Raw genomic sequence first — 21960 nt, 5'->3', positions numbered from 1 at the left:
TGCTTGAAAAAAACTGAGATTATTGAACCATCAATAATCTCAGTCAGTATTTTTATTCGTCTAAATCTCCACCATTATCTAGTGCTTCTGCCCAATCTTCACCATGTTTTAACCATAGTTGATTATAAGCAAAAGAATGATGGTTAGGATAAATTTTGTAGAATTTATCAGAAACTAATTCAAAGATTTTTCGTTTCAACTCCTCTACTCCTTCATTCTTCAAGGCTGAAACAAAAACTGAATTATTCTCTTTGGCTAAATAACTGTCTTTCCACTCTTCAATCGTTGCAGGCGGATGGTCTTCAAATGGGGGATATTCTTTCTCCACAAAACTATCAACTTTATTAAAGACCAATAGCGTTGGTTTGTCCGTAGCTTTGATGTCTTTTAAAGTGTTATTGACTACTGTAACATGCTCTTCAAAAGACTCATGAGAAACATCTACAACATGAATCAAAACATCTGCTTCTACAATCTCATCCAAAGTAGATTTAAAACTCTCAATAAGTGTTGTTGGGAGTTTACGTATAAAACCTACAGTATCTGTCATCAAGAAAGGAACATTGTTCATTGTAATCTTCCTTACTGTTGAATCTACAGTAGCAAAAAGTTTGTTTTCAGCAAAAACATCTGCTTTACTCAACAATCGCATGATCGTTGACTTACCCACGTTGGTATATCCTACCAATGCCACACGTACTTCCTTGTCTCTACCTTTACGACGAAGATCTGATTGTACCGCAATTTTCTTCAGCTTCTTACGCAACAAACTGATTTTATCGCGGATGATACGCTTATCCGTTTCCAGTTCCGTTTCACCAGGACCTTTCATACCTACACCACCTCTTTGTCTAGAGTGGTGCGTCCAAAGGTTGGTCAATCTTGGCAACATGTATTGGTATTGTGCCAACTCTACCTGTGTTTTGGCTTGAGAAGACTTTGCTCTCATGGCAAAGATCTGAAGAATCAACAATGAACGGTCAATGATCATTACGTCTTCTACTTCTCTATCCAAGTTTCTAGAGTGGGCCGAAGATAAGTCATCATCAAAAATGATCGTATCAATTCCCTCTGCTTTCACATAGGTCATGATCTCTTCCAACTTACCTTTACCAACAAAATATTTTTTATCAGGATGCTCTAAACGCTGGATGAACATTTTTTTAGTTTCAATCCCTAAGGTTGAAGCCAAAAACGCCAACTCGTCTAAGTATTCCTGAGCTTTTTCTACTTTTTGATCTTTTAAGGCTAAACCTACCAAAACGGCTTGTGGTGCCTTATTATCTCGTATATGGTGAAATTCCTTTTTCAAGTATTCTTTAATTTATAACTTTTCATTCACCCCAGAATATGGGATTTCAAGTTTTGTTTGAACAAATTTAATACTTTTATCTGTATCAACCTAAGTTCAACCTGTTTACATTCCTAAAAGTGTTTCCAAATGATGTGTAGAAATACCATGAATTCTCTTGATTTCATTGATCTGTTCTACTACCTCAGGATTTGGTGTATCTCTGATTTCATCTTGAACTCCCACTACCAATACATTTTTGGCAGTATGTTCAGTGGCAATGAATTCAAACACTTTCGTTTTATAACCGTAAGCTTCCATGATCAAAGCACGGATACCGTCAGTAAGAAGTTCTGCTTGTCTTTCTTTCAAAATACCAAACTGTGTGATCTTACCTAAACTATCTTGTGGTTCTAATTGCTTACGTACCTGTTTGTGACAACATGGTGCACAAATAATCACTTTCGACTTCGCCGTGATTCCTCTATAAATTGCATCGTCAGTTGCTGTATCACAAGCATGCAATGCAATCAATAAGTCGATACCTGGAAGGTCAATATCCTTGATTGTACCTTGTTTAAATTTCAGGTGATCAAAATTTGACTTTTCAGCAATACCATTACATTTTTTCACCAACTCAGGACGCATTTCTACACCAATCACTTCAGGAGATTGCTTCACTACATTTTTGAGGTAATCGTATAATGCAAAAGTCAAATAGCCTTTCCCTGCCCCCATATCTACAACATTATAATTGCCAGAAAGGTCCACATTTTTCAAAATACCTTCAATAATCTCAACATACTTATTGAGTTGACGGTACTTGTCTTGCATGCTGTTTTTCACCTTAAATTCCTTGGTGGTAACACCTAGTTCCTGAAGGTACACATTGTCTTTCGCATCAATCAATCTTCTTTTTTGCTTGTCATGCTGTAATTGTGGCTTTGCTTTCATAGAAGCTGCTTTCACTCTTAACTTTGCCGACTGCTGTGGAGAGATCAATAAATGAAAATCGTTTTCAGTGGTATATAAATCTGCATTGAAGAAATCTTCTTCCAAGTATTTCATTACCTTTTCTACGATCTCATCAAAAGGAATATTTTTCGTAATATCATTTGTAGGGTACCTATAAATACATGAAAGATGTAATCCTTTTTTAAGTTGAGCTAATTTTCCATTGATAGACTTTAGATCTGCTTCTTTGTTTCTCTTATTCGACAATGTGATCTTAATAAGGGTGTTATTTTTAAGACTATCCCTTAAGTGTTGTTCAAATTTATCTACATTGATAAGACTCATATTCCTTCTTTTTTAAAATTCAAGGCACAAAAGTAATGAATTCTACTTCTAAAGTCTTGTGAATTTGAACAATAGCTCTTAATAAGTGATTTAATACACTGTAAACTAAGTTTTCGTTATTTATATTGTTTAGAAATCAGGAGATTTCTGATAATCTGAAGGACACGAATGACGCTGACGCTTAACATTCGCGCCATTGAGCTTCCTACCATTTTAGTTTGGTAGTACTCCCCCCGGCATTGAAGGGAAAAGCGTTAAGAATTTCATGAATTGAGCCGTTAAAAATGATTTTCTTGTTTGAGCGCAGCGAGTTTAAAATCATTTAGGCGAGAGGAATGGAATTTAGCTTTTGACTTCTAAGCCTAGATTTTTTGCTTCGTTTTTCATCAATGGAAAAATGAAGAAGAAGGAAACTTGAAAGTAGGACATAAAAGCTTCCTTCTCCTTTATTTTTGTCTTAACACAAAAACTAAATTCCATTCCTCTCGCCTAAATGATTTTAATCTCGCTAAAGCTCAAATAAAAAAGGCCATACTTTACAGCATGACCTTTCTTCTATCGGATTAGATTGATTGAACTATCTTACGATTAATTTTTTCACAAATACGTCTTTTCCTGCTACAACCTTCACTAGGTAAATACCTGTACCTAGTTCATTTGTTTGTAACTCTATTGCATCATAGTTGGAAACTGTTTCGTACTTGAATTGATTTACTGTTCTACCATTGTTATCATAGATAAATACTCCAATCGATTTTGTATCAATATCTATCAATGATAAAGTAGTATTTTGACCGCTTGATGGGTTTGGAGATAATAGGATATCTCTTGAACTATTATCAGAGTCTATTAAGACAGTAACTGGCCCGAAGTATTCGTATTTGCCATCGAAATCAATTTGTCTCAATCTATAATAAGCCCTGCCTGAATAAAGGTCAGTATCAGAGTACGTATAATTAATTGTGACATTACTTGTACCTTCTCCTTCCACAAAGTCAATCGATTCCCAGTTTCTATTATCTCTTGATTTCTCAATGATAAAACCTTCATTGTTGACCTCCGTTGCCGTTGCCCAACTTAATTCGACCTCACCTTCTTTTATTTCAGCATCAAAGTAAATTAATTCTACCGGCAAGTCTTGCTCAGTAAAACCTACTGAAATCATAGGCTCTACAGTAATGTCTGACGAAAGTACTCTTGCATTATTTGTATTTAATCGAGTACCTGCCTTCTTATCTTTACTATGTCCTGTTCTAGTATTAAAGACAATTGGATCACCTGAAGTTGACGAGAAGTAACGCTCTTCATCCAATAACGATTCGCTAAACTTACTACCACCTACAAGTGCTTTAGAAGAATCACCTCCAACATAAGACCATGTTTCTGACCCTGCTGCCAACTCTGCATCTGAGTACAACAAGAATCTGTTTACATTCTCTTTTTCATGAGAAATGTAGTTTAATTCTGTGGATACTGTTGATGGGCCACCTGCAGGTACTAATGGTACTAAGTGCCATTGTCCCTCTTCTACATTAGTAATATCATCTGGATAATTGTTCTTCGATAAGTCAATTTTATCATGTGCATACTCCACTGACCAAATGATCACATCACCACTGCTAGCCACTCTAGCATTACTTGTTGTTCTTGCATTAGAAGAAGATTGCTGTTGTGGTGCTTTTTGTTTTGGTAATGCTCCTTTGGCTGTCAAATTACCAATACCAATTGGTCTAAAACCACCTTGTAAAGAACCAACAGGGAAAATCATACCTCCTTGTACTTTTCCGTCAACAGATTTCACCATGTAATGCGATCTACCTAATACATAACTTTCACCAGATCCATTAGATTGTAAGTTATTATTAAAATCATCGTAGAATAGGAATCCTTCATCCGTAGAATTGACTGTACCACTGATCAATTGTAATGCGTCTCCTACGTGAATAGTATCTGTTAGTACTACCGAAGGCGTCTTAAATCTATTGAAATCATGTGTATTATTGACTTTCAAGATTGGAAGATACTCTCCTGGATAAGCGCCAAACTTAGCATAAACCGTTTGAGTTGAAGTACCATTTAGTTCCAGTGTAAAGTCTCTTAGATCATAATTCAGACCATCAGATGGTTTACCACCTCCATCTCTATCTACTTTTTCTATCGTTAGGTCTCCACCCAATGTAATCGAAGAGTTGATGGCTGTTAGGTCTGCATCTTTACGAATCATTAAATCACCATCAATTGTAATATTTGCTCCTGAAGGTAACTCTAAAGCTCCCGCATTTTCAATCTCAACATCACCTCCGTCTATTGTCTTCAAGTCTGACTCTAACTCAAACTTCACACCTTGTCCTACTTTCAAACCATCTTTACCTAAAAACAACAATTCATCATCGAATTGATAAGTAATAATTGGATCTCCATCAGTGTAAGTAGAATTCATTAATTCCAAACCTTTCACATTTGCGTACTCTCCCGTTTTGAAGTCATCAGGAAGTTCGTAAGGGATCCCCCCAGCATTTGGAGAAGAAAAATCCATTACTAAAGTTCCTGCATCCACTGTATAGAATTGTCTCCAGTTATCTGGAATCGTCATGTTTGATCTACGAACAAATCTACCTGAACCTTTTACAACATTGAACTTTGTACCAGGAATTGTAACATCAAAGATCAACTCACCTCTTAAGTCAAGAATATTTTCTTCAAGGGGAGTTGTCAAGATTACTTTTGCACCTTTATCAATCAATACGTTCGTAAACTCTGGAGCATTGACTAAGTCTGTAGTCCAAACTGTGTCTGCACCTGAAAGCTTGATTTCAAAAATGGTATATTCTCCAATTTTCTTCGAATCAGCATCTAATAAGTCATGTATTTTCTCTTCACCGTCAGCCTTCACCCAAATGGCACTGTTCCAGTTTTGTTCTGTTGAGAAGTCAACAGATGAAGCTGTTTTATATGGGATAGTATATTTTTTAAAGTCATCCGAATCTCCAATCATATATACCCCTGCCACATAACCGTTGTTAAATGTCTGTAGTGACTCCCTTGTAAATGAAGTTGTGAAGATATTATTACCAGTGTTGATGTTAGATCCATCTGACAACACTTTCCAAATCCCCGTTTTATCATAATTGACTGCTTCAACGTAAGATGCTTCTGCTGTTCCGTCACCGTCATTTACAATATCTAAGTCATTATAATACAAATCAAACTCGAAACTGAAATCATCATTGATTTGTATCTCATCTCCATTTTTATCATATGAAGTCAAGAACCAAGTGTAATCTAAAATACGAGCATCTGCCTCTGTTTTCCCATCTGCAATAGCAGGTGAGAACATTTTATCCAGAATATTAACATTGACACCATAAGCACTTGCCCCTGTTGTGTATTTTGCTACTGCAGGTGTAAACTTATAAATAGCCGTTTCCGTATCTTCTACTCCTAATGGATAAATGAATGACTTACCACTTTGGTTCGATGCGTAAATTTTTGTTACACCTCCACTTCTTCTTTTACCTGATAATAAAATCATGTTTTGATCAGAGAAGCTTGAAACTCTACTTTTTCCATCTGAACCATTGATACTAGCACCTTCAGACAATAACATATGGTTATCTTTTAATTTTAAAAGACCAAGTTCAAGCGTTAATGCATTATTAATCGTAAATGCATAGAAGCTATCTCCTATAATTTCTGTTGAAATACCTGAATTGTTATTGATCTTCAAATAAGAAATATTGATGTTGTTACTTCTTATATTTTGAGATGTACTACCATCTAAGACTAAGGCCTCTCTTTTATTATTACTTACAATAGAACCCTCACCAATAAAATCACCTTTTAAATATATAGAGTGATTTTTGTTTAAATTAACGATAGCATTATCAATAATAGTAAGATCTCCTTCAATATTTAAACCATCCACTTTTCCTGATTCCAAATCAAAAAAGGCTCTATCTAAATCTAATATTGTTCCTGTTCCTGAAATTTCTACATCATTTAACTGGAATGAAGAAGAGTTATTATTATCGTACCTATCAATAGATTGAGTATCACCACTATTAAATTTGACTTTACCACCATTTGCTAAGTAATCTCCATCATTTCTGATTCCACCCTTAAACTCAACATTAAATCCATTTTGGTTGAAAGTTGCACCTGATACAATCTGTAACTTCCCTGCTATTTGATAGTACTTATCAGATGATAAAGGCATTAATTTTACCTCACCAGAATTGATTAATAATGTAGGTAAATTTACACCATCATCTGATCTCAAAGTCGCCGCATTGGTTAGACCATCTGCTAACTCAAAGATAATTTTAGCATCTTCACTAAACTCAGAAGTTAGAGGCGTTATGTTCACATAAGGAATTGTAGGGTTGATCATTGCACCAGTTTTCACGATGAAAGATCTACCTTTTCCAATATTATGATCAAAGTTCAATTTAATTGACCCTTCGTCATAAATCTCAAATACACCTCTTTCTTGGTTTAAAGCAGATGGAATACCTTGTGAACCCACTTCAAAAGCGCCACCTGTTTGTTCGTAGTTTAATTCACCTGTCGTTGTTGTCAACTTTCTTCTTACTTGTGAACCTACCTTGATTGTTCCATCCTCTAAAAAGATAGTTGAGAAACCACTTGAACCATATTCAATATAATTTTCCTTACCAGCATCAGCCATTAATAATGAACCTCCATTAACATGAATTGTACCATCCAATTCAATACCTCCAATCGACGATGTAACTCTTACAACTGCATTACTAGTAACTTTTAATGTTGTTCCTACAGGAATTGCAAAGTTGCCTCCACCTGAATTTAGGTCAATATCAATATTGGATGAGTTAAACTCTAAACTACCCTTCACAAGTTGAATTGGCTTTTCTTCAGTAGTACCATCAGCAGGTCTTGCAAAAGAAAGTTCATTTTTCACTTTGATAAAGTTTGATGAATTATCTTTTTCAACTTTTAAATCGAATAGTTTTAATTTATCATCATTTTTTTTCAAGTCTATAGTTCCATCTGTATCTCCATTGAATACTAATGAAACTCTTGGCACTTTATTGATATCAATTGATTCAATACCCACTCCATCATGACCGAATAGATCAAAATCTCCAATTTGATTTTGAGAACTTATTCCTTTTCTCAAATATAAAACATGATGCGCGCCAACTGTTGAAGCTGAATATCGATCTACATAAACGAACGGTTTGTTTTCAAACCTAATTGAACCATCATCATTTTTCTTAATATTATTATCCAATCTTAAAGATTCACCTTCTACGGTATGGTTATAAGCTCCATCTGTAAAATAGAGATCTCCACCATTTTTTAAGTAGATTTCTCCCTCAACGGCAATATCTCCTTCTGCTCGATCACCTCTAATGTATAGAGCGACCTCCTTAAAGATATCTAACGTTTTCGCTTTCAAATCACTAGAAAGGTAAACCTGTGCATTTTTCAGTGTTCCGTCATCGTTTGTCTCTGTATCTCTATTCCATAACTCATATCTTGGATAGATTTGTATAGAAGGATAGCTCGGAAGTTCGATATTTTCACCTGTTGGTATTCTTAATTTGAAAACACTACTATCGTTGACTGCCCATCCGTTGAAATCTCCTTCAATAACAGGTTTTTCAAGGGAAATTACATTTCCATCTCCATCATAAGTAGCAAATAGATCAATATTTAATTCGGCTGTACCAGTAATTAAACCTGGCTTGAACGATGCTCTCTCACTAATTTTGATACTTTTACCTTCTCTAGATTTAAACTGTTGCTCAAATCTGATCTCAGCAATTGTAAGGTCATAATCATTAGGAATAGTAATACCTTTGAATTCTTTTTTGACATTATCTCTATCAAATCCAGTTTTTGGTGAACCGATAATGGCTACATCACCTTCTCCTGGAATATGATATTTTGCTAAATCATCAGTAATTGGAATCAATGCTCCACTTACTTCTACATACCAGCTGTCTTCGTTATCCCAATCACTATTATTGCTTACTCCATCTCTACAATTTTTACAGTAGTAATAAGCCATTGGCTCGCCTTCAAATGTATTTTGAGCTCCAAAAGTATAATTCGCATTTTCTAAAGCGAAGAAACCTTCTGCACCAACTCCACTCTCATTCCAAACTCTGTCAAAAGTGATTAAGATTTTATCTTGAATATAATGAACAGGTGTAGTACTTAATCCTGATCTATGTCTTTCGTAACCTGCGTTACCAATAGTTCCATTATTCAGATATTTCTCATGTAAAGCAAGAGTTGTTTCACCTACTACACTACCATCTGCAACAAATTCTCTTTGGTAAGAAGACGAAGGGTAAGTGATTCCTGCATTTCCGTAAAGTTCGATCAGTTTTTCATCACCACTCAATACTTTACCTCCAACATATCCAGTTACCACATTACCAGCACCTAGTGTAAATCGGTTACCATCAGGACTGAATTTATTTTCAGTGTCTGCATCGTTATCCACTTGGAAGGCCCACTTTACTTTAGGTAAGTTAGCCAAAGAAGATTCATCAAACCCTGAACGTTCAACTCTCCAGTTTATTTTGGCTAAATCTCCACCATCATTATCAGCAGTTTGTAATGCTGTACTAACAGGTCTCACACTAATATAACCATCAATGCTAGAAACATCTTCAATAGTTAATCTTGCAGGTGTATATTCAAAGTCGGTATCTGAGTATTTTACAGCCAACGGGAATAATAATGTATTATCCTCTCCATCATACTTGTAATATTTCGACCAAGTACCATCATCTACTTTTAGCTTCAAACCACCTGATGATGATTTACCGTCAGTAAGAATGAAAGAGATAATGTCTTTATCAACAAATACAGCCCCTGTTTTTACTTTTTTAGTAAACTCTTCAAAACGAGGTGCATCACCAAAGCCTGGATCTGTCACTGCATTTCCGTTATTGGTATCTCTTGTTACGTAATGAAAAGACTGATAAGTCAATTGATCTATCTCCAACTCATGACGTCCAATATCAATATAACCATCATAATACACTAAACGATCGATATGAACATCAGAAGTAAACTCAATCCCAGTACCCTCCATAAACATTTTTATGTTACCAAAACGAGCACCTGGCTTCGTTAATTTCACTCCTTGGTTTGCTGGTCTTAATTTTAACAAAGCATTTGAAGCTGTTACTCCAGGTTCAAAAACACCAATAGTTCCATAATTGATGATATCCCCTTTTAATGGTCTTATTGAGAAATCCTTATGATCAAGAACGCCTCTAAGGACCTGCAAATCTCCATATATATCTAAAAAGTTTGAGTTATTTTGGTGGTCTCTATGAATATCATGCGTTGAATAATTAATTTCAGCATCACTTGCTCTCCAATAAGACGGATGTGCTTTGATGGTAATTTTTGCATTGTCTCTATCTTTATCAATAATCAAATGACTAGTGATAAAGTTATTGACCTCTGCAAGACCAGAACCACTTGGCTCAACAAAGTAATCCTGTCCATCAATGTTTCTTGATTCCATTTCATAGTAACCATCAGGGCAGTCTGAACATGATTTTTTATTATCCGTCACAGTACCTGATCTAGTGTCCGTTCTATCAACTACATAATATTTACCACCTTCCTCTACATAAGGATACTGATAGTCAATAAATAACTCACCATTTTCATGGCCATTAAAAATCAATCTATTGTAAGTAAAGTTATTTTTATCATGACCTAATGCCTCATGCTTTTTAATGATCAAACTCTTTCCTATATAAACATCTTTATCTCCTCCTTTGTATAGAGCCTCTACTGTAAAGTTGTTTAAAACTCTCAAGTCTTGAACTGGAACCACAACATCGTCATCACCTGCTACTGCCCAAGTATTTCCTCTTGAAGTAACAGTAGCTCTGTTACCTGTTGCCGGATTGAGTTCTAATAACTCTAAGTTGTAAAAAGGTGCAGTACTTGTCAAACCAAAACCTTCGTCAGTTTTGATAATTACCGTACCTCCAGTCACATTGTAGTTAGAGGATGTCACACCAATAAATAGACCTTTATCCGATCTTCCGTCAGTATCTTCAATCATCAAGCGACCACCACTCATAATGAATGTATTGTCAGGCCATGGTAATGAGAACATACTATGATTATCACCATTTCCTTTAAATGTGATATCACCCGCATGTTGGATAAACGCACCTTTATGTGCTCCACCATAAGTAGAAGTTCTTAACATCTTTGTAAAAACTTCTCCACCATCTACTTGTAATGTACCATCTGTTCTTAATGTAAATCCTGAAGATGGACCTGTACCATCGTTATATAAATCTAGTGTTCCTTCCGTTACTAAAACATCACCATAAATTACCAATGCAGTTACACTTTGGGTCGATCCACCCATTGAGATATCTGCGCCAGAAATCCATAATCTAGAGTTCCTATTGATATTTCTGTTACCAGATCCCGTTTTTAAATCATAAGTGATATTTCTTCCTAAACGTAATGTTCCTTGATATAATGAGAATGCATAATCATCTTCAATATCTAATTCCTCATCCTGAGGCCCACCATAATCACTTGAAGCCTTTAAGCTTAATGTTTTATCATTTTCTGCATAAACATATAATGTATTCTCTTTATAGGCTTTTTCAACTCTAATTTGTGCCAATGTCGCATCTTCTGCAATACGGAACGTTTGCTCTGTATTTGTATTGACAGCTTTTAATGATAAATCTGGAGCATTAACGACACCAAAGTTGGTAAAATCTCCTTTTGTAAGAATTTTGTTTCTCACTTTGAAGTAAGATCCATCATCTTCTGAGTGACCGTCATACGTCCAACCACCATTTTTCCCAATGAGAATATCACCTTCAATAGCCAACTCATCACCGCTAGCATCAAATTCAACATTACCACTAGCGATTTCAATATTACCATTTAGCTTCAGATTTTGGATATACACTTTTTTAGAAGTGTCATCTAATCGAACAGTAAGGTTATTGAACTCTATATTATTAGGGAAAGTAATATCTGAAGAACCGTAAATCTCTAATGTACCTCCATCTTTTGTAAAGAAGCCACTATCTGTCATACCATCAGTCGCTGGAATATTGTCAGAAGAGATTCTCACTGTTCCTTGTCCTGTCAGTTCACCGAATGTGTTTAGATCGCTTTTAAAATCTAAAGTACCGCCTTTCTCAACAACAACTTTCGTTAATGTAGGAAGCGTAGAAGAAGTAGTAATGTATTGACCATTTAAAATATGTATTTCGTCACCTGCTACAGGTCTATTGTCTTTATCATTAGGAATGATCGATAAACCATCAGGATCTTTTGTCCAAATATAATCATCATCCCAACCTTTAGGAATGTTGTGCTTGAAAGTGTACCACTTTGTGATATTCAAATATTCTGACTCATAATAATCACGAACCAATGCTCTCTCGTTAGCATCAATAACATCGTCATAAATTAAGATTTCGGCGATTTCACCTTTAAAAACGTGCTCAGTAGATGCATGGTCCTTATGCAACGTGCCAACATAAATACCATTTTCTAATGTCAATCCACCTGATGTGATTTCGTTATTATTCTTGTCAGCATGGAATGAGACCTCCACAATTTTAAAATCATCTGCACCTTGATCATTAAAAGAAGCGGGATCTGAAGAAGTACTTTGAACAAACGGACCAGAGAAAGTTCTATTGAAGTTAATACTGTAGGAAGCAGATACATTTCTATTTCCACCTACTGTATTACCGGCAAACCTGAAGTTAGGGTGATTATTATTTACCCTTCCTTCCAAATAAACACCCGAAAATTCATCACAAATCAAGTTCATTAATTGGTTCGTAGGTGTGCCCTCTACTTTGTAAATAATGAACGCTGTTTTTGCTTCAATGCTGGTTCCATCTACAGCTTTTAAAGCAGATTCACCATCAAAAAAAATAGTTGGTTTACTATTGAAACCATTTTCTTTTAATGTTGGTGCTTGTTTTACATTACTTGTGTGAAAGTCAGCAGCAGCATAAGAAAATTTGACAGAAGTTGTATTTCTATCCGTATCTACATGAAAACCATTCCAAGAGTTATCACCGGAGTTATGATCACCGGCACTTAGTCGAAAGGAATGATGTAGTAAATCGTCTACGGGTACGTCTTGCCCATAGATGTTGTGCCTTCCTATTCCGATACATAAAGTCAGAATAAAAAGAAAAAATAGCCTATTCATAATATAATTTCTGTTTGTAGTGCTAATCGAATCGCAAAGCTTACTTAAAAATTAGTGCTCACAGTAATATTCAAAAGTCAGTTAATAAGAAAAATTCACTATAATTTTTAAGTAGCTCACAATAAGTATATTTAATTGAATTTTGTTGAATAATATTGAGGTTAAAACAGGCACAATATATTAAAATTTTCATAAATAATGTAAAATATTTAAGGTAATCGAACGAAAAACACTACCTAACACCGTTTACTTGTTAAAAATTACAATTTATTCACAGTTAGAACGTTAATTTCCTCATCAGAAACTAACCTACTACATATTCGTAAACAAAAGTTAACAATACGTAAGTACTTATTTATCCGTTAGTTTACGATAGAAAACATTATGACCTTAACACTAAAAACTTTCTCAATTTGAACTAACATTAACATCCATTTAAATTATTGATATTCAAAAACATTACTTATTAATAAAAGGAAATTAGTTTGGTTGTTAAATTCAGACCTTAGTAGTCGCTATTAAAAAATGTTGACTCCCTCTTTTTGTATTTGATTAAGAATGAAAATGTAAGCTTAATATTGAAAAAGGTGTATTGAGATGATTTAACAGTACAAAAAGAGTAATACTTTATGTTTGAAGTTAATTCAAGTTAAACTGTATCATAAAGTAGTTTTTAAGTGTTGGAAAGCAGGATGATATACTTTACATTCGGCAATTAAGTATTTTGAGTTTATCATACTACAAACGTTTCATTCTTTATGTTTAAAGACCTACTTTCATTTAGATATATCACTTGCTTTATTATTGTTACTGGAATATTCTATTCATGTGACTTCAGCTCTAAACATGAAGAGCAATCAGATCTTATTTTAGAAGATACACTTGTGGCTGTCATAGATTCTTCCAACTATTTATACAAAATCAATGTAGACAGTTTAATTGTAGAACAAAATGTAATCAAAAAGAATCAAAACCTTTCTGATATTCTTTCTGAAAACAACGTTAGCTTTCCCACTATCTTCCAATTAGCTAATAATGCTAAGCCTGTTTTTGATGTACGAAAATTAAAAAGAGGAAATGATTATACTTTATTGAAGGCCAACGATTCTTTACAAACACTACAATATTTTATCTATCAAGAAGATCCTATTCATTATGTTGTTTTTGATCTGTTAAATAGTAATAAAGTATATACAGGCAACAAACCAATCACACTCAATAAAAGAGAAGTTTCTGCATCGATTAATAACTCTCTTTATCAGTCATTGATGGATCTAAACGAATCACCTGTTTTAGTGAATGCACTTTCTGATGTATTTGCTTGGCAAATTGACTTTTTCCACATTCAAAAAGGAGATGAATTCAAGGTAGTATTACATGAGAAAATCGTTGATAATAATGTGATTGGAATTGATCATATTGAAGCTGCCTACTTTAAACATCAGGATAGAAAGTTTTATGCTTTTGAATATGATTTCAATGGTAAAAAGCAGTTTTTTGATGAAAAAGGAAATAGTTTGAAAAAAGAGTTTTTAAAAGCTCCTTTACACTTTTCTAGGATTTCATCATCCTTTTCAAGAAGAAGATATCATCCCGTTCAAAAAAGGTTTAAGGCACATTTAGGAACCGATTATGCAGCCCCAATTGGAACACCAATACATAGTGTTGGGGACGGCACAATTGTAGAAGCAAGGTACTCTAAATACAATGGAAATTACGTAAAAGTAAGACACAATTCTGTCTATACAACGCAATACCTCCACATGTCAAAAATCAAAAAAGGCATCAAAAAAGGGAAGCAAGTACAGCAAGGCGATGTCATTGGTTATGTAGGGAAAACTGGATTAGCAACAGGCCCTCACCTCTGCTTCAGATTTTGGAAAAATGGAAAACAAGTAGATCCTAGAAAACAGGAAATTCCTTCTTCAGATCCACTTCCAGATTCTTTAATTTCATCTTATGAGTCGGTCATTAAGCCAATCAAAAAGAATTTGGACAAAATGAAAATCAAACAACCAGAAAAAGATATAGCGACATATGATCAGGCGATTGACGGTAAATGATGCTGAAAGTGCATTAGAAATTGTAAAAAGCGTGATTACAAAAATGAGAGCAATGGGTATTGATCAATGGGATGAACATTACCCTACGCTCAACGATATTCAGCAAGATATTGAGAAGCAACACGCATATGGCTTTTTATATGATTATAAATTGGCTGGATATGTAATCTTCAATCAAGAATATGACATTGAATACAATGATATTGAATGGCTAAACCGTAAAGATGATTTTCTAGTAATGCATCGTCTTTCAGTTCATGCAGATTTCCAAGGTAAAGGAATTGCAAGGCAGCTCGTAAGGTTTGGAGAAGAATTAGCGATCAACTATAACTTGAAATCTTTACGATTTGATGCTTTTACTGAGAACCCTGTTTCAAATATTTTGTACGAAAAAATGGGATATCAAAATCTTGGACAAGTCACTTTTAGAAAAGGCCTGTTCAATTGCTATGAAAAAATGCTTTAAAGAAAAATCCCACATCATAAACCTTAATTAAGATTTACGATGTGGGATTTTTATATCAGAATGATCGTAAACTATGAAATAGAAGAAATTTCTACTACTTCGTTTACGTCTGCATCATAATCTACACCTTCCACTTTGAAGCCGAAAAGGTTAAAGAAGTCATCAGAGTATCCTTTTAAGTCTCCGATTTCAGAAAGGTTTTCAGTTGTAGCGATTGCCCAAAGCTTATCTACTTCCGCTTGAACGTCCTCACGCATTTCCCAATCGTCGATACGGATTCTACCTTTCTCGTCCAACTGCATGTCGTCTCCATAGATACGGTCTGCATATAAACGTTGGATTTGCTCGATACAACCTTCGTGAATTCCTTTTTCTTTCATTGTCTTGTACAATAAAGAAATGTATAAAGGAATAACAGGAATAGCCGAAGAAGCTTGAGTAACTAATGCCTTGTTAACAGAAACTACTGCATTACCGTTGATTTCTTTTAATTTTTCAGCAATTTTAAATGAAGTTGCTTCCAAATCGTCTTTAGCAGCACCAATTGTACCTTTTCTGTATACTGGCTCTGTTAATTTTGGTCCGATATAAGAATAAGCAAAAGTCTGGCAACCGTCTGCTAAAACACCTGCTTCTTTCATAGCATCAATCCACATTTCCCAATCTTCACCGCCCATTACTTCAACAGTATTGGCGATATCATCTTCATTGGCTGGCTGAATAGTTACTTCAGTAACGTTACCAGTGTGGAAGTCAACTGTTTTGTTAGAGAATACATCTCCAATTGGCTTTAATACCGATTTATGTCTTTTTCCTGTATTAGGATTAGTTCTTACTGGAGAAGCCAAACTATAGATTACTAAATCAACTTGACCTAAGTCTTCTTTGATCATATCGATAGTCTGCTGCTTGATTTCGTTAGAGAAAGCATCGCCATTGATACTTTTTGCATATAAACCTGCCTCAGCTGCGTGCTTTTCAAAAGCAGCACTGTTGTACCAACCTGGTGAAGCTGGGCGACCTGCTGATGGACCTTTTTCTAAAAATACACCGATAGTTGATGCTCCTGATCCGAATGCAGATGTAATTCTAGATGCTAATCCAAAACCTGTAGATGCACCAATTACCAATACTTTTTTAGCACCGTTAATTTCTCCTTTTGACTTCACATAGTCAATCTGATTGATCACATTTTGCTCACATCCTGTTGGGTGTGCTGTCAAACAGATGAAACCTCTAGTTTTAGGTTCAATAATCATTTTTGTTCTTTGTTTACTTCCGTCATTTCAACGGAATATGACTTAAAAATAAATGGTCCTATTTTTTGAACTCCCAAAGGTAAATAATTTTTATGATTTATAATTCAGTGCTCTCTATATTCCTTAAAACTATAGGATTCTTTAAATAATGAATAATCACTCATTGTATAAAACTTCCCTTTAAGATTTTGATGCTTCAATAGATGCTATCACAAATTTGATATCAGCATAACTGTAACGATCACCTAAACTTTCTTTGATTGCTTTTAGGGACATTGTCTCTGTTTCCTCCAATTCTCCTTCAATAATCAAACGTTTTTTATTGGACAGGACTTCTTTAATATCAACTTTTCCAAGTGCTATTAACTTCGCAAAGTGCGACTCTATACTAGTCACTGACATTCCTCTTTCTTTTGCAATCTCTTCCATACTCTTCCCTTGTCTGAATAAGATATAAGATTGAATATGTGTGGCCATTTTTTGCTTTTTTCCTTCTCCTGTTTTTGCTTTAGGTTTATCGTAAGACTTGACTTCAGTGGCTTTGTGTGCAATTTTAAAATCAGGTTTACCTACATCGTTCTTTTTCAAGTTTTCATTTTTCTGGTAAGAAATAATCAGACGTTCTGCACGCATCAATTTCTTTGCATGATTATAAAACAAGGAAGCTAATGCGATCAACTCATTTCTATACCCCATCACACCATTTACGCCATCTAATGAGGTCAGTTTATTTTGAATATTGGTATGTTCAGCTTTCAGTTGCTCATCAAAATATTTATTAGCTTTATTGACTCTTTCCAATAGATGCAGAATATAGCCCGGCTTCTCTTCTGTAATGGTCTTGTGTACTTCATGGATAAACTTATTCCCAATTTTAACGAGCTGTTTTACTTTCTCATGAATTTGCTTGGCCCATTCTCTATGTGCTTGCTTCTTTGAGGTTCCCCCATCTTTTATATAAGAAGCTACATGCTCTAAAAGTTGTTCTGATAAAAACTGAAAATTATACGAGTTGTATAATGTATGGTAAATGTAGTTTTTACTTTGCTCCTTTAAGATCGGTGTTAACTCTTCAACCGTTTGATTGCTTTGGGTGAAGTGGCTCAGGTGACGGTCAATGTCAATTCCTCTTGCTGAAATAGGTGACGATAATACTAAACCATCCAAGCTTGTCAATCGTGATAAGGCTACATAAGTTTGCCCTGCCGCAAATGCTCTTCCTACATCAATAATGGCTTTATCAAACGTTAGACCCTGGCTTTTATGTACTGTAATCGCCCAAGCTAAACGTAATGGATATTGGTGAAATTCCCCAATGATTTGCTCCTCAACTTCATTCGTTTCCTTATTGAGCGCATACTTTTTATTTTCCCAAATATAGGGCTCCACATTCACTTCTTCTCCGTCATCAAACTTGACATAAACACTGTCATTTGACAAAGAAGAAACTCTACCAATTTTACCATTAAAATACCTCGATTCCCCAGAGTAATCATTTTTAATAAACATCACCTGAGCACCTTTTTTCAGCCTCAAAGTATCTTCATTCGGGAACTGGTTTTCACTAAAATCACCCTCTATTTTAGCATGATATTTAAATTCCTTGGATTTGATTTTTTGTAACCACCCTTCATTTTTTTCATGTGCTATTTTATTATGAGTGGTCAACTGTATATATCCATCTTCCAAAGATTGTTCAAAATCCGGATCATAAAATGAATTGAGTACTTTTAAATCATCTTGTGTGATTTTATTTTCTCTGAGATGATTCAATACATCAACAAATAATGGATCTGACTGCCTATATACTTTTTCTAAAGCAACATGTACCAAAGAGGTTTCTTGAAAAACTTTTGCACTAAAAAAGTACGCATTGTGATAATACTTTTGAAGATAGATCCATTCATCATTTTTCACCACAGGAGGCAATTGAAGCATATCGCCAATAAACAAAACCTGTACACCTCCAAAAGCTTCATTTTTTCTTTTTCGAATTAATCGTAATATAAAATCAATCGCATCCAACATGTCTGCTCTCAACATACTTACCTCATCGATAATCAGAAGTTCCATATTACGAAGGATATCTCGCTTCGACTTCTTCATCGAAAGTTGTTTCAGTAAAGACTTTGGTGTATTTACATGAGCAACTGTTGTCGCTCTTTCATTAAACTGAAGATTTTCATCAGGGATAAAGGCACCAAAGGGCATTTGAAATAAGGAGTGAACTGTTACTCCTCCAGCATTTATCGCTGCGATACCTGTCGGGGCAGCAACCACAACACTTTTGTGCGTTTCTTTTTCAATAGCTCGAAGTAGCGTTGTTTTACCAGTTCCTGCTTTTCCTGTTAGAAAAACATTACAGTTTGTAGTATTAATATAGCGAGAAACGAGGTCAGCATGTACATTTTCCATGAATCGTAATTTTAAATAGGATTGCGATTAAATTCGAAGGGTCAATTTCGATAAATTAAAGTAATTGTACAAAAAGAAACCCCATCTTAGTCAATGCTAAAATGAGGTTGTGTTATTTTCAAAGATGAATACTACCAATCTTCGTCTTCAGTGACAGGTGCAGCGTCCTCTTCTTCTTTCTTTTTATCCTTATTTTTCTTTCCAAAGAGACCTTTCTTTTCTTTCTTAGGTTCATCCTCTTCGTTAGCTTCATCGTCTACAGAAGAAACATCATCAAAATTAGATGAATCATCCGTGATTTCTCCATCCTCAGTTTCTTCTTTGTTCTTTTTCTTTCCGAATAGTCCTTTTTTCTCTACTACAATCTCATTGCCCAATGAATCATATTGCGGTAATTGTGATAAAGAATCCGTCTCATACTTTGCCATTTTATTGGCATCTTTTGCATCTAAGACACTCTTCGGAATCATATAGTATTTTGGTTTCCAAACCTCAAACCATTTACGATGAACCAAGTACATAGAATCCGGCACTAAGAAGAATCCGGCACGCATACTATCTTCCTTTGCTACTCTTTCTCCATATTTTTGCATGTAGAAATAACCATCGTAAAGCATTGGAGGAAGAGAGTCTCCCGTTTCTTCGTTTGCTTCATCACCTTCCTGTTCAGGAAGTTCTTCGGCAACCATTGAATCATCATATCCTGGACCGCCAGCAAACAGTAAGTTCTCTAAAGAATCTGATGCTGAAACAAGGTAAATACTATCTTCTGGAATAAAATTGATAACCGAATCTTCTGCAGTTAATTCCAATGGATAAGGATTATGCTGAAGACCAATGATATAATTGGGGTAATTTGAGTTTGCTTTTTTATTTTCTGTTTTGAGAATTTTCTGATAAAAATTCCCTCTAGGTTCTACCATACCATTCCATCCTCTTTCTCTTGAAGCAAATAACTCTTCTTCTTTGGCTTCAACAGAATCTCTATCTAAAAAATAGCTAATGTATGATACCTGCCCTTTTATAGTATAGTTTGTATCTCCAATAGGCACAAAATAATCATTGAGCGAATCGGGAGTAGTTTTCACATAATACAAACTACTTGTATCATCTTTCTGATAAAAAGAACTGATATATGCTGGACAAACTTTGGGTACACATCCATCAAATAAGAGTAAGCTAGATAAGAGTGAAATATATAGAAAAGTTTGTTTCATATAATTTGGTTGCATTTTCTGCTGAAAACACTGTAAGAGTATTTAAAGTTAAAAGACGAAATAATTTAAAAGTCAAAACCAATAAAATACATTTTCGCTACTTCACACACTGCTTCAATTCTAACACAACTCCATATTTAAAACGATTCTAAAATTTTTATAATTAGGTTATGAAGGAATAGAAACAGTAAGTAACTCTATTGCAGCATTTAATTGGTAATAAGCACAAAACCGGTAGGTTTAAACACTTATAATATAAACCTACAAACATATAAAGTGCCAAAAAAAGTAAGTTTCAATTTCAATTAGATCTATTCATGATTTTTTGGTAATTTTGCGGTGTTTAAATATTAATATGAAGTCAATATTTTCAGAAATAAATGTATTAGTCCGAAAGGAAGTTGCATTGGAGTGGAGGGAACGTTCAAACCTTAATGGACTTTTATTGTATACTATAAGTACAATTTTCGTTTGTTATTTGAGTTTTAATCAACGCAGAGTTGAGCTGTCCCCTATCACTTGGAACACTCTTTTTTGGATCATACAATTATTCACGGCTCTGAATGGAGCATCCAAAAGCTTCACACAGGAAGCAGGAGGAAGACACTTTTATTACTACCAATTGGTAAGCCCGCAATCCATTATTTTATCAAAAATTGTTTACAATGCTCTTTTGATGTTACTCGTTGCTTTTCTGGGTTTAGGAGTATACAGCATTGTATTGGGTAATCCTATTCAGGATCCTTGGATGTTTACAGCATGTGTAGGATTAGGAGCCATTGGTTTTTCTTCTTCTCTTACAATGGTGGCAGGTATTGCTTCCAAAGCTCAAGGTAATAATACATTGATGGCCATCTTAGGGCTTCCGGCTATTTTACCAATGATTTTAATGTTGATCAAAGCTTCTAAAAATGCAATTGATGGATTAGCAAGGAGTCAAACCTTGGATGAAATCATGATCATTTTAGCAATTGATATAATTGTAATTACAGTTTCCTATCTCCTATTTCCTTATCTTTGGAGGAGTTAGATAAAAATTAAATTAAACAGCAATGAAAGGTGCTTGGTGGAAAATTACAGCATTAGTCCTTATGGCCTATACCATTATAGGTGGATTATTACTGGAAGTCCCTCGCTTAGACATACTAAACGAAACAATCAGAAATTTATACTTCCATGTTCCGATGTGGTTTGGAATGATCATCGTGCTTTTAGCATCTATGGTTTATTCCATTAAATACCTGAAATCTCAGGATTTGAAACACGACCTTTGGGCGGCTGAACTAGCTAATACTGGTATTTTGTTCGGTATCTTGGGTATCGTCACTGGTATGATCTGGGCCAAATTCACTTGGGGAGCCTACTGGAGTGGAGACCCCAAACAAAATGGTGCCGCAGGTGGTTTGATGTTTTACTTTGCTTATGTAATTCTGAGAGGTTCATTTAAGGATGAAGAACAAAAGGCAAGAATAAGTGCCATTTTCAACATTTTTGCTTTTGCGATTTTTATTCCACTTATTTTCGTTCTACCACGTCTTACGGACTCTTTACATCCTGGCAACGGAGGTAACCCAGGTTTCAATGCGTATGACTTGGACAGTAAACTTCGTTTGGTATTTTATCCTGCTATCATTGGGTGGACATTACTAGGCGTATGGTTTACTAGTTTGAATGTAAGAATGAGAACGGTCGAGAATCAATTATTAGAAAACGAGTAAA

The 21960-nt window shown here is 34.9% G+C and carries 10 protein-coding genes; 4 read left to right on the top strand and 6 right to left on the bottom strand.

Features of this window, described 5'->3' with window-relative positions; genetic code table 11:
- Window positions 1-52: 52 nt before the first annotated feature.
- The 3 genes from hflX to IC221_RS10765 all read right to left on the bottom strand — a co-directional run bounded on the left by hflX (window position 53) and on the right by IC221_RS10765 (window position 12821).
- Window positions 53-1312 carry a GTPase HflX gene (gene hflX, locus IC221_RS10775; RefSeq protein ID WP_044209965.1) on the bottom strand — a complete coding sequence of 420 codons (1260 nt, stop codon included), beginning with the start codon at window positions 1310-1312 and terminating at the stop codon, window positions 53-55.
- A 105-nt stretch (window positions 1313-1417) separates the two neighbouring features.
- Entirely contained in the window at window positions 1418-2590 is a 1173-nt protein-coding gene (locus IC221_RS10770) for an SAM-dependent methyltransferase (protein ID WP_188168979.1), read from the bottom strand.
- 577 nt (window positions 2591-3167) lie between these two features.
- Window positions 3168-12821 (bottom strand): T9SS type A sorting domain-containing protein, encoded by a 9654-nt coding sequence (locus tag IC221_RS10765; protein ID WP_188168978.1) that lies wholly within the window; start codon window positions 12819-12821, stop codon window positions 3168-3170.
- Between the two features lie 758 nt (window positions 12822-13579).
- Between IC221_RS10765 and IC221_RS10760 the strand changes: the two genes are divergently transcribed.
- Both IC221_RS10760 and IC221_RS10755 read left to right on the top strand, forming a co-directional pair.
- Window positions 13580-14884, top strand: coding sequence for a peptidoglycan DD-metalloendopeptidase family protein (locus IC221_RS10760; protein WP_188168977.1), 1305 nt, complete (start codon window positions 13580-13582; stop codon window positions 14882-14884).
- The gene (locus IC221_RS10755; RefSeq protein ID WP_188168976.1) at window positions 14859-15350 is read left to right on the top strand and encodes a GNAT family N-acetyltransferase; all 492 of its coding nucleotides are present in this window, start codon (window positions 14859-14861) and stop codon (window positions 15348-15350) included. Before IC221_RS10760 ends, IC221_RS10755 begins: the two co-directional genes overlap by 26 nt.
- A gap of 71 nt (window positions 15351-15421) precedes the next feature.
- On the opposite strand, the gene fabV is transcribed toward IC221_RS10755, so the two are convergent.
- From fabV to IC221_RS10740, 3 genes are all read right to left on the bottom strand, one after another.
- Complete coding sequence (fabV, locus tag IC221_RS10750) at window positions 15422-16609, bottom strand: enoyl-ACP reductase FabV (protein ID WP_188168975.1); 1188 nt, start codon at window positions 16607-16609, stop codon at window positions 15422-15424.
- A gap of 180 nt (window positions 16610-16789) precedes the next feature.
- Complete coding sequence (locus IC221_RS10745) at window positions 16790-19024, bottom strand: helix-turn-helix domain-containing protein (protein ID WP_188168974.1); 2235 nt, start codon at window positions 19022-19024, stop codon at window positions 16790-16792.
- A gap of 131 nt (window positions 19025-19155) precedes the next feature.
- Window positions 19156-20241, bottom strand: coding sequence for a hypothetical protein (locus IC221_RS10740; protein ID WP_188168973.1), 1086 nt, complete (start codon window positions 20239-20241; stop codon window positions 19156-19158).
- 355 nt (window positions 20242-20596) lie between these two features.
- Here IC221_RS10740 and IC221_RS10735 point away from each other — a divergent pair, with 355 nt between their 5' ends.
- Together IC221_RS10735 and ccsA are read left to right on the top strand one after the other, a co-directional pair.
- Entirely contained in the window at window positions 20597-21271 is a 675-nt protein-coding gene (locus IC221_RS10735; RefSeq protein WP_044209989.1) for a heme exporter protein CcmB, read from the top strand.
- 22 nt (window positions 21272-21293) lie between these two features.
- On the top strand, window positions 21294-21959 hold the full coding sequence (gene ccsA, locus IC221_RS10730; protein WP_044209992.1) for a cytochrome c biogenesis protein CcsA: 666 nt from the start codon (window positions 21294-21296) through the stop codon (window positions 21957-21959).
- Window position 21960 lies beyond the last annotated feature (1 nt).

Source organism: Flammeovirga sp. EKP202, from assembly GCF_014534745.1.
GTDB lineage: Bacteria > Bacteroidota > Bacteroidia > Cytophagales > Flammeovirgaceae > Flammeovirga.
The sequence above is the reverse complement of the archived record's forward strand: the minus strand, read 5'-3'. Positions and strand labels throughout refer to the sequence as shown.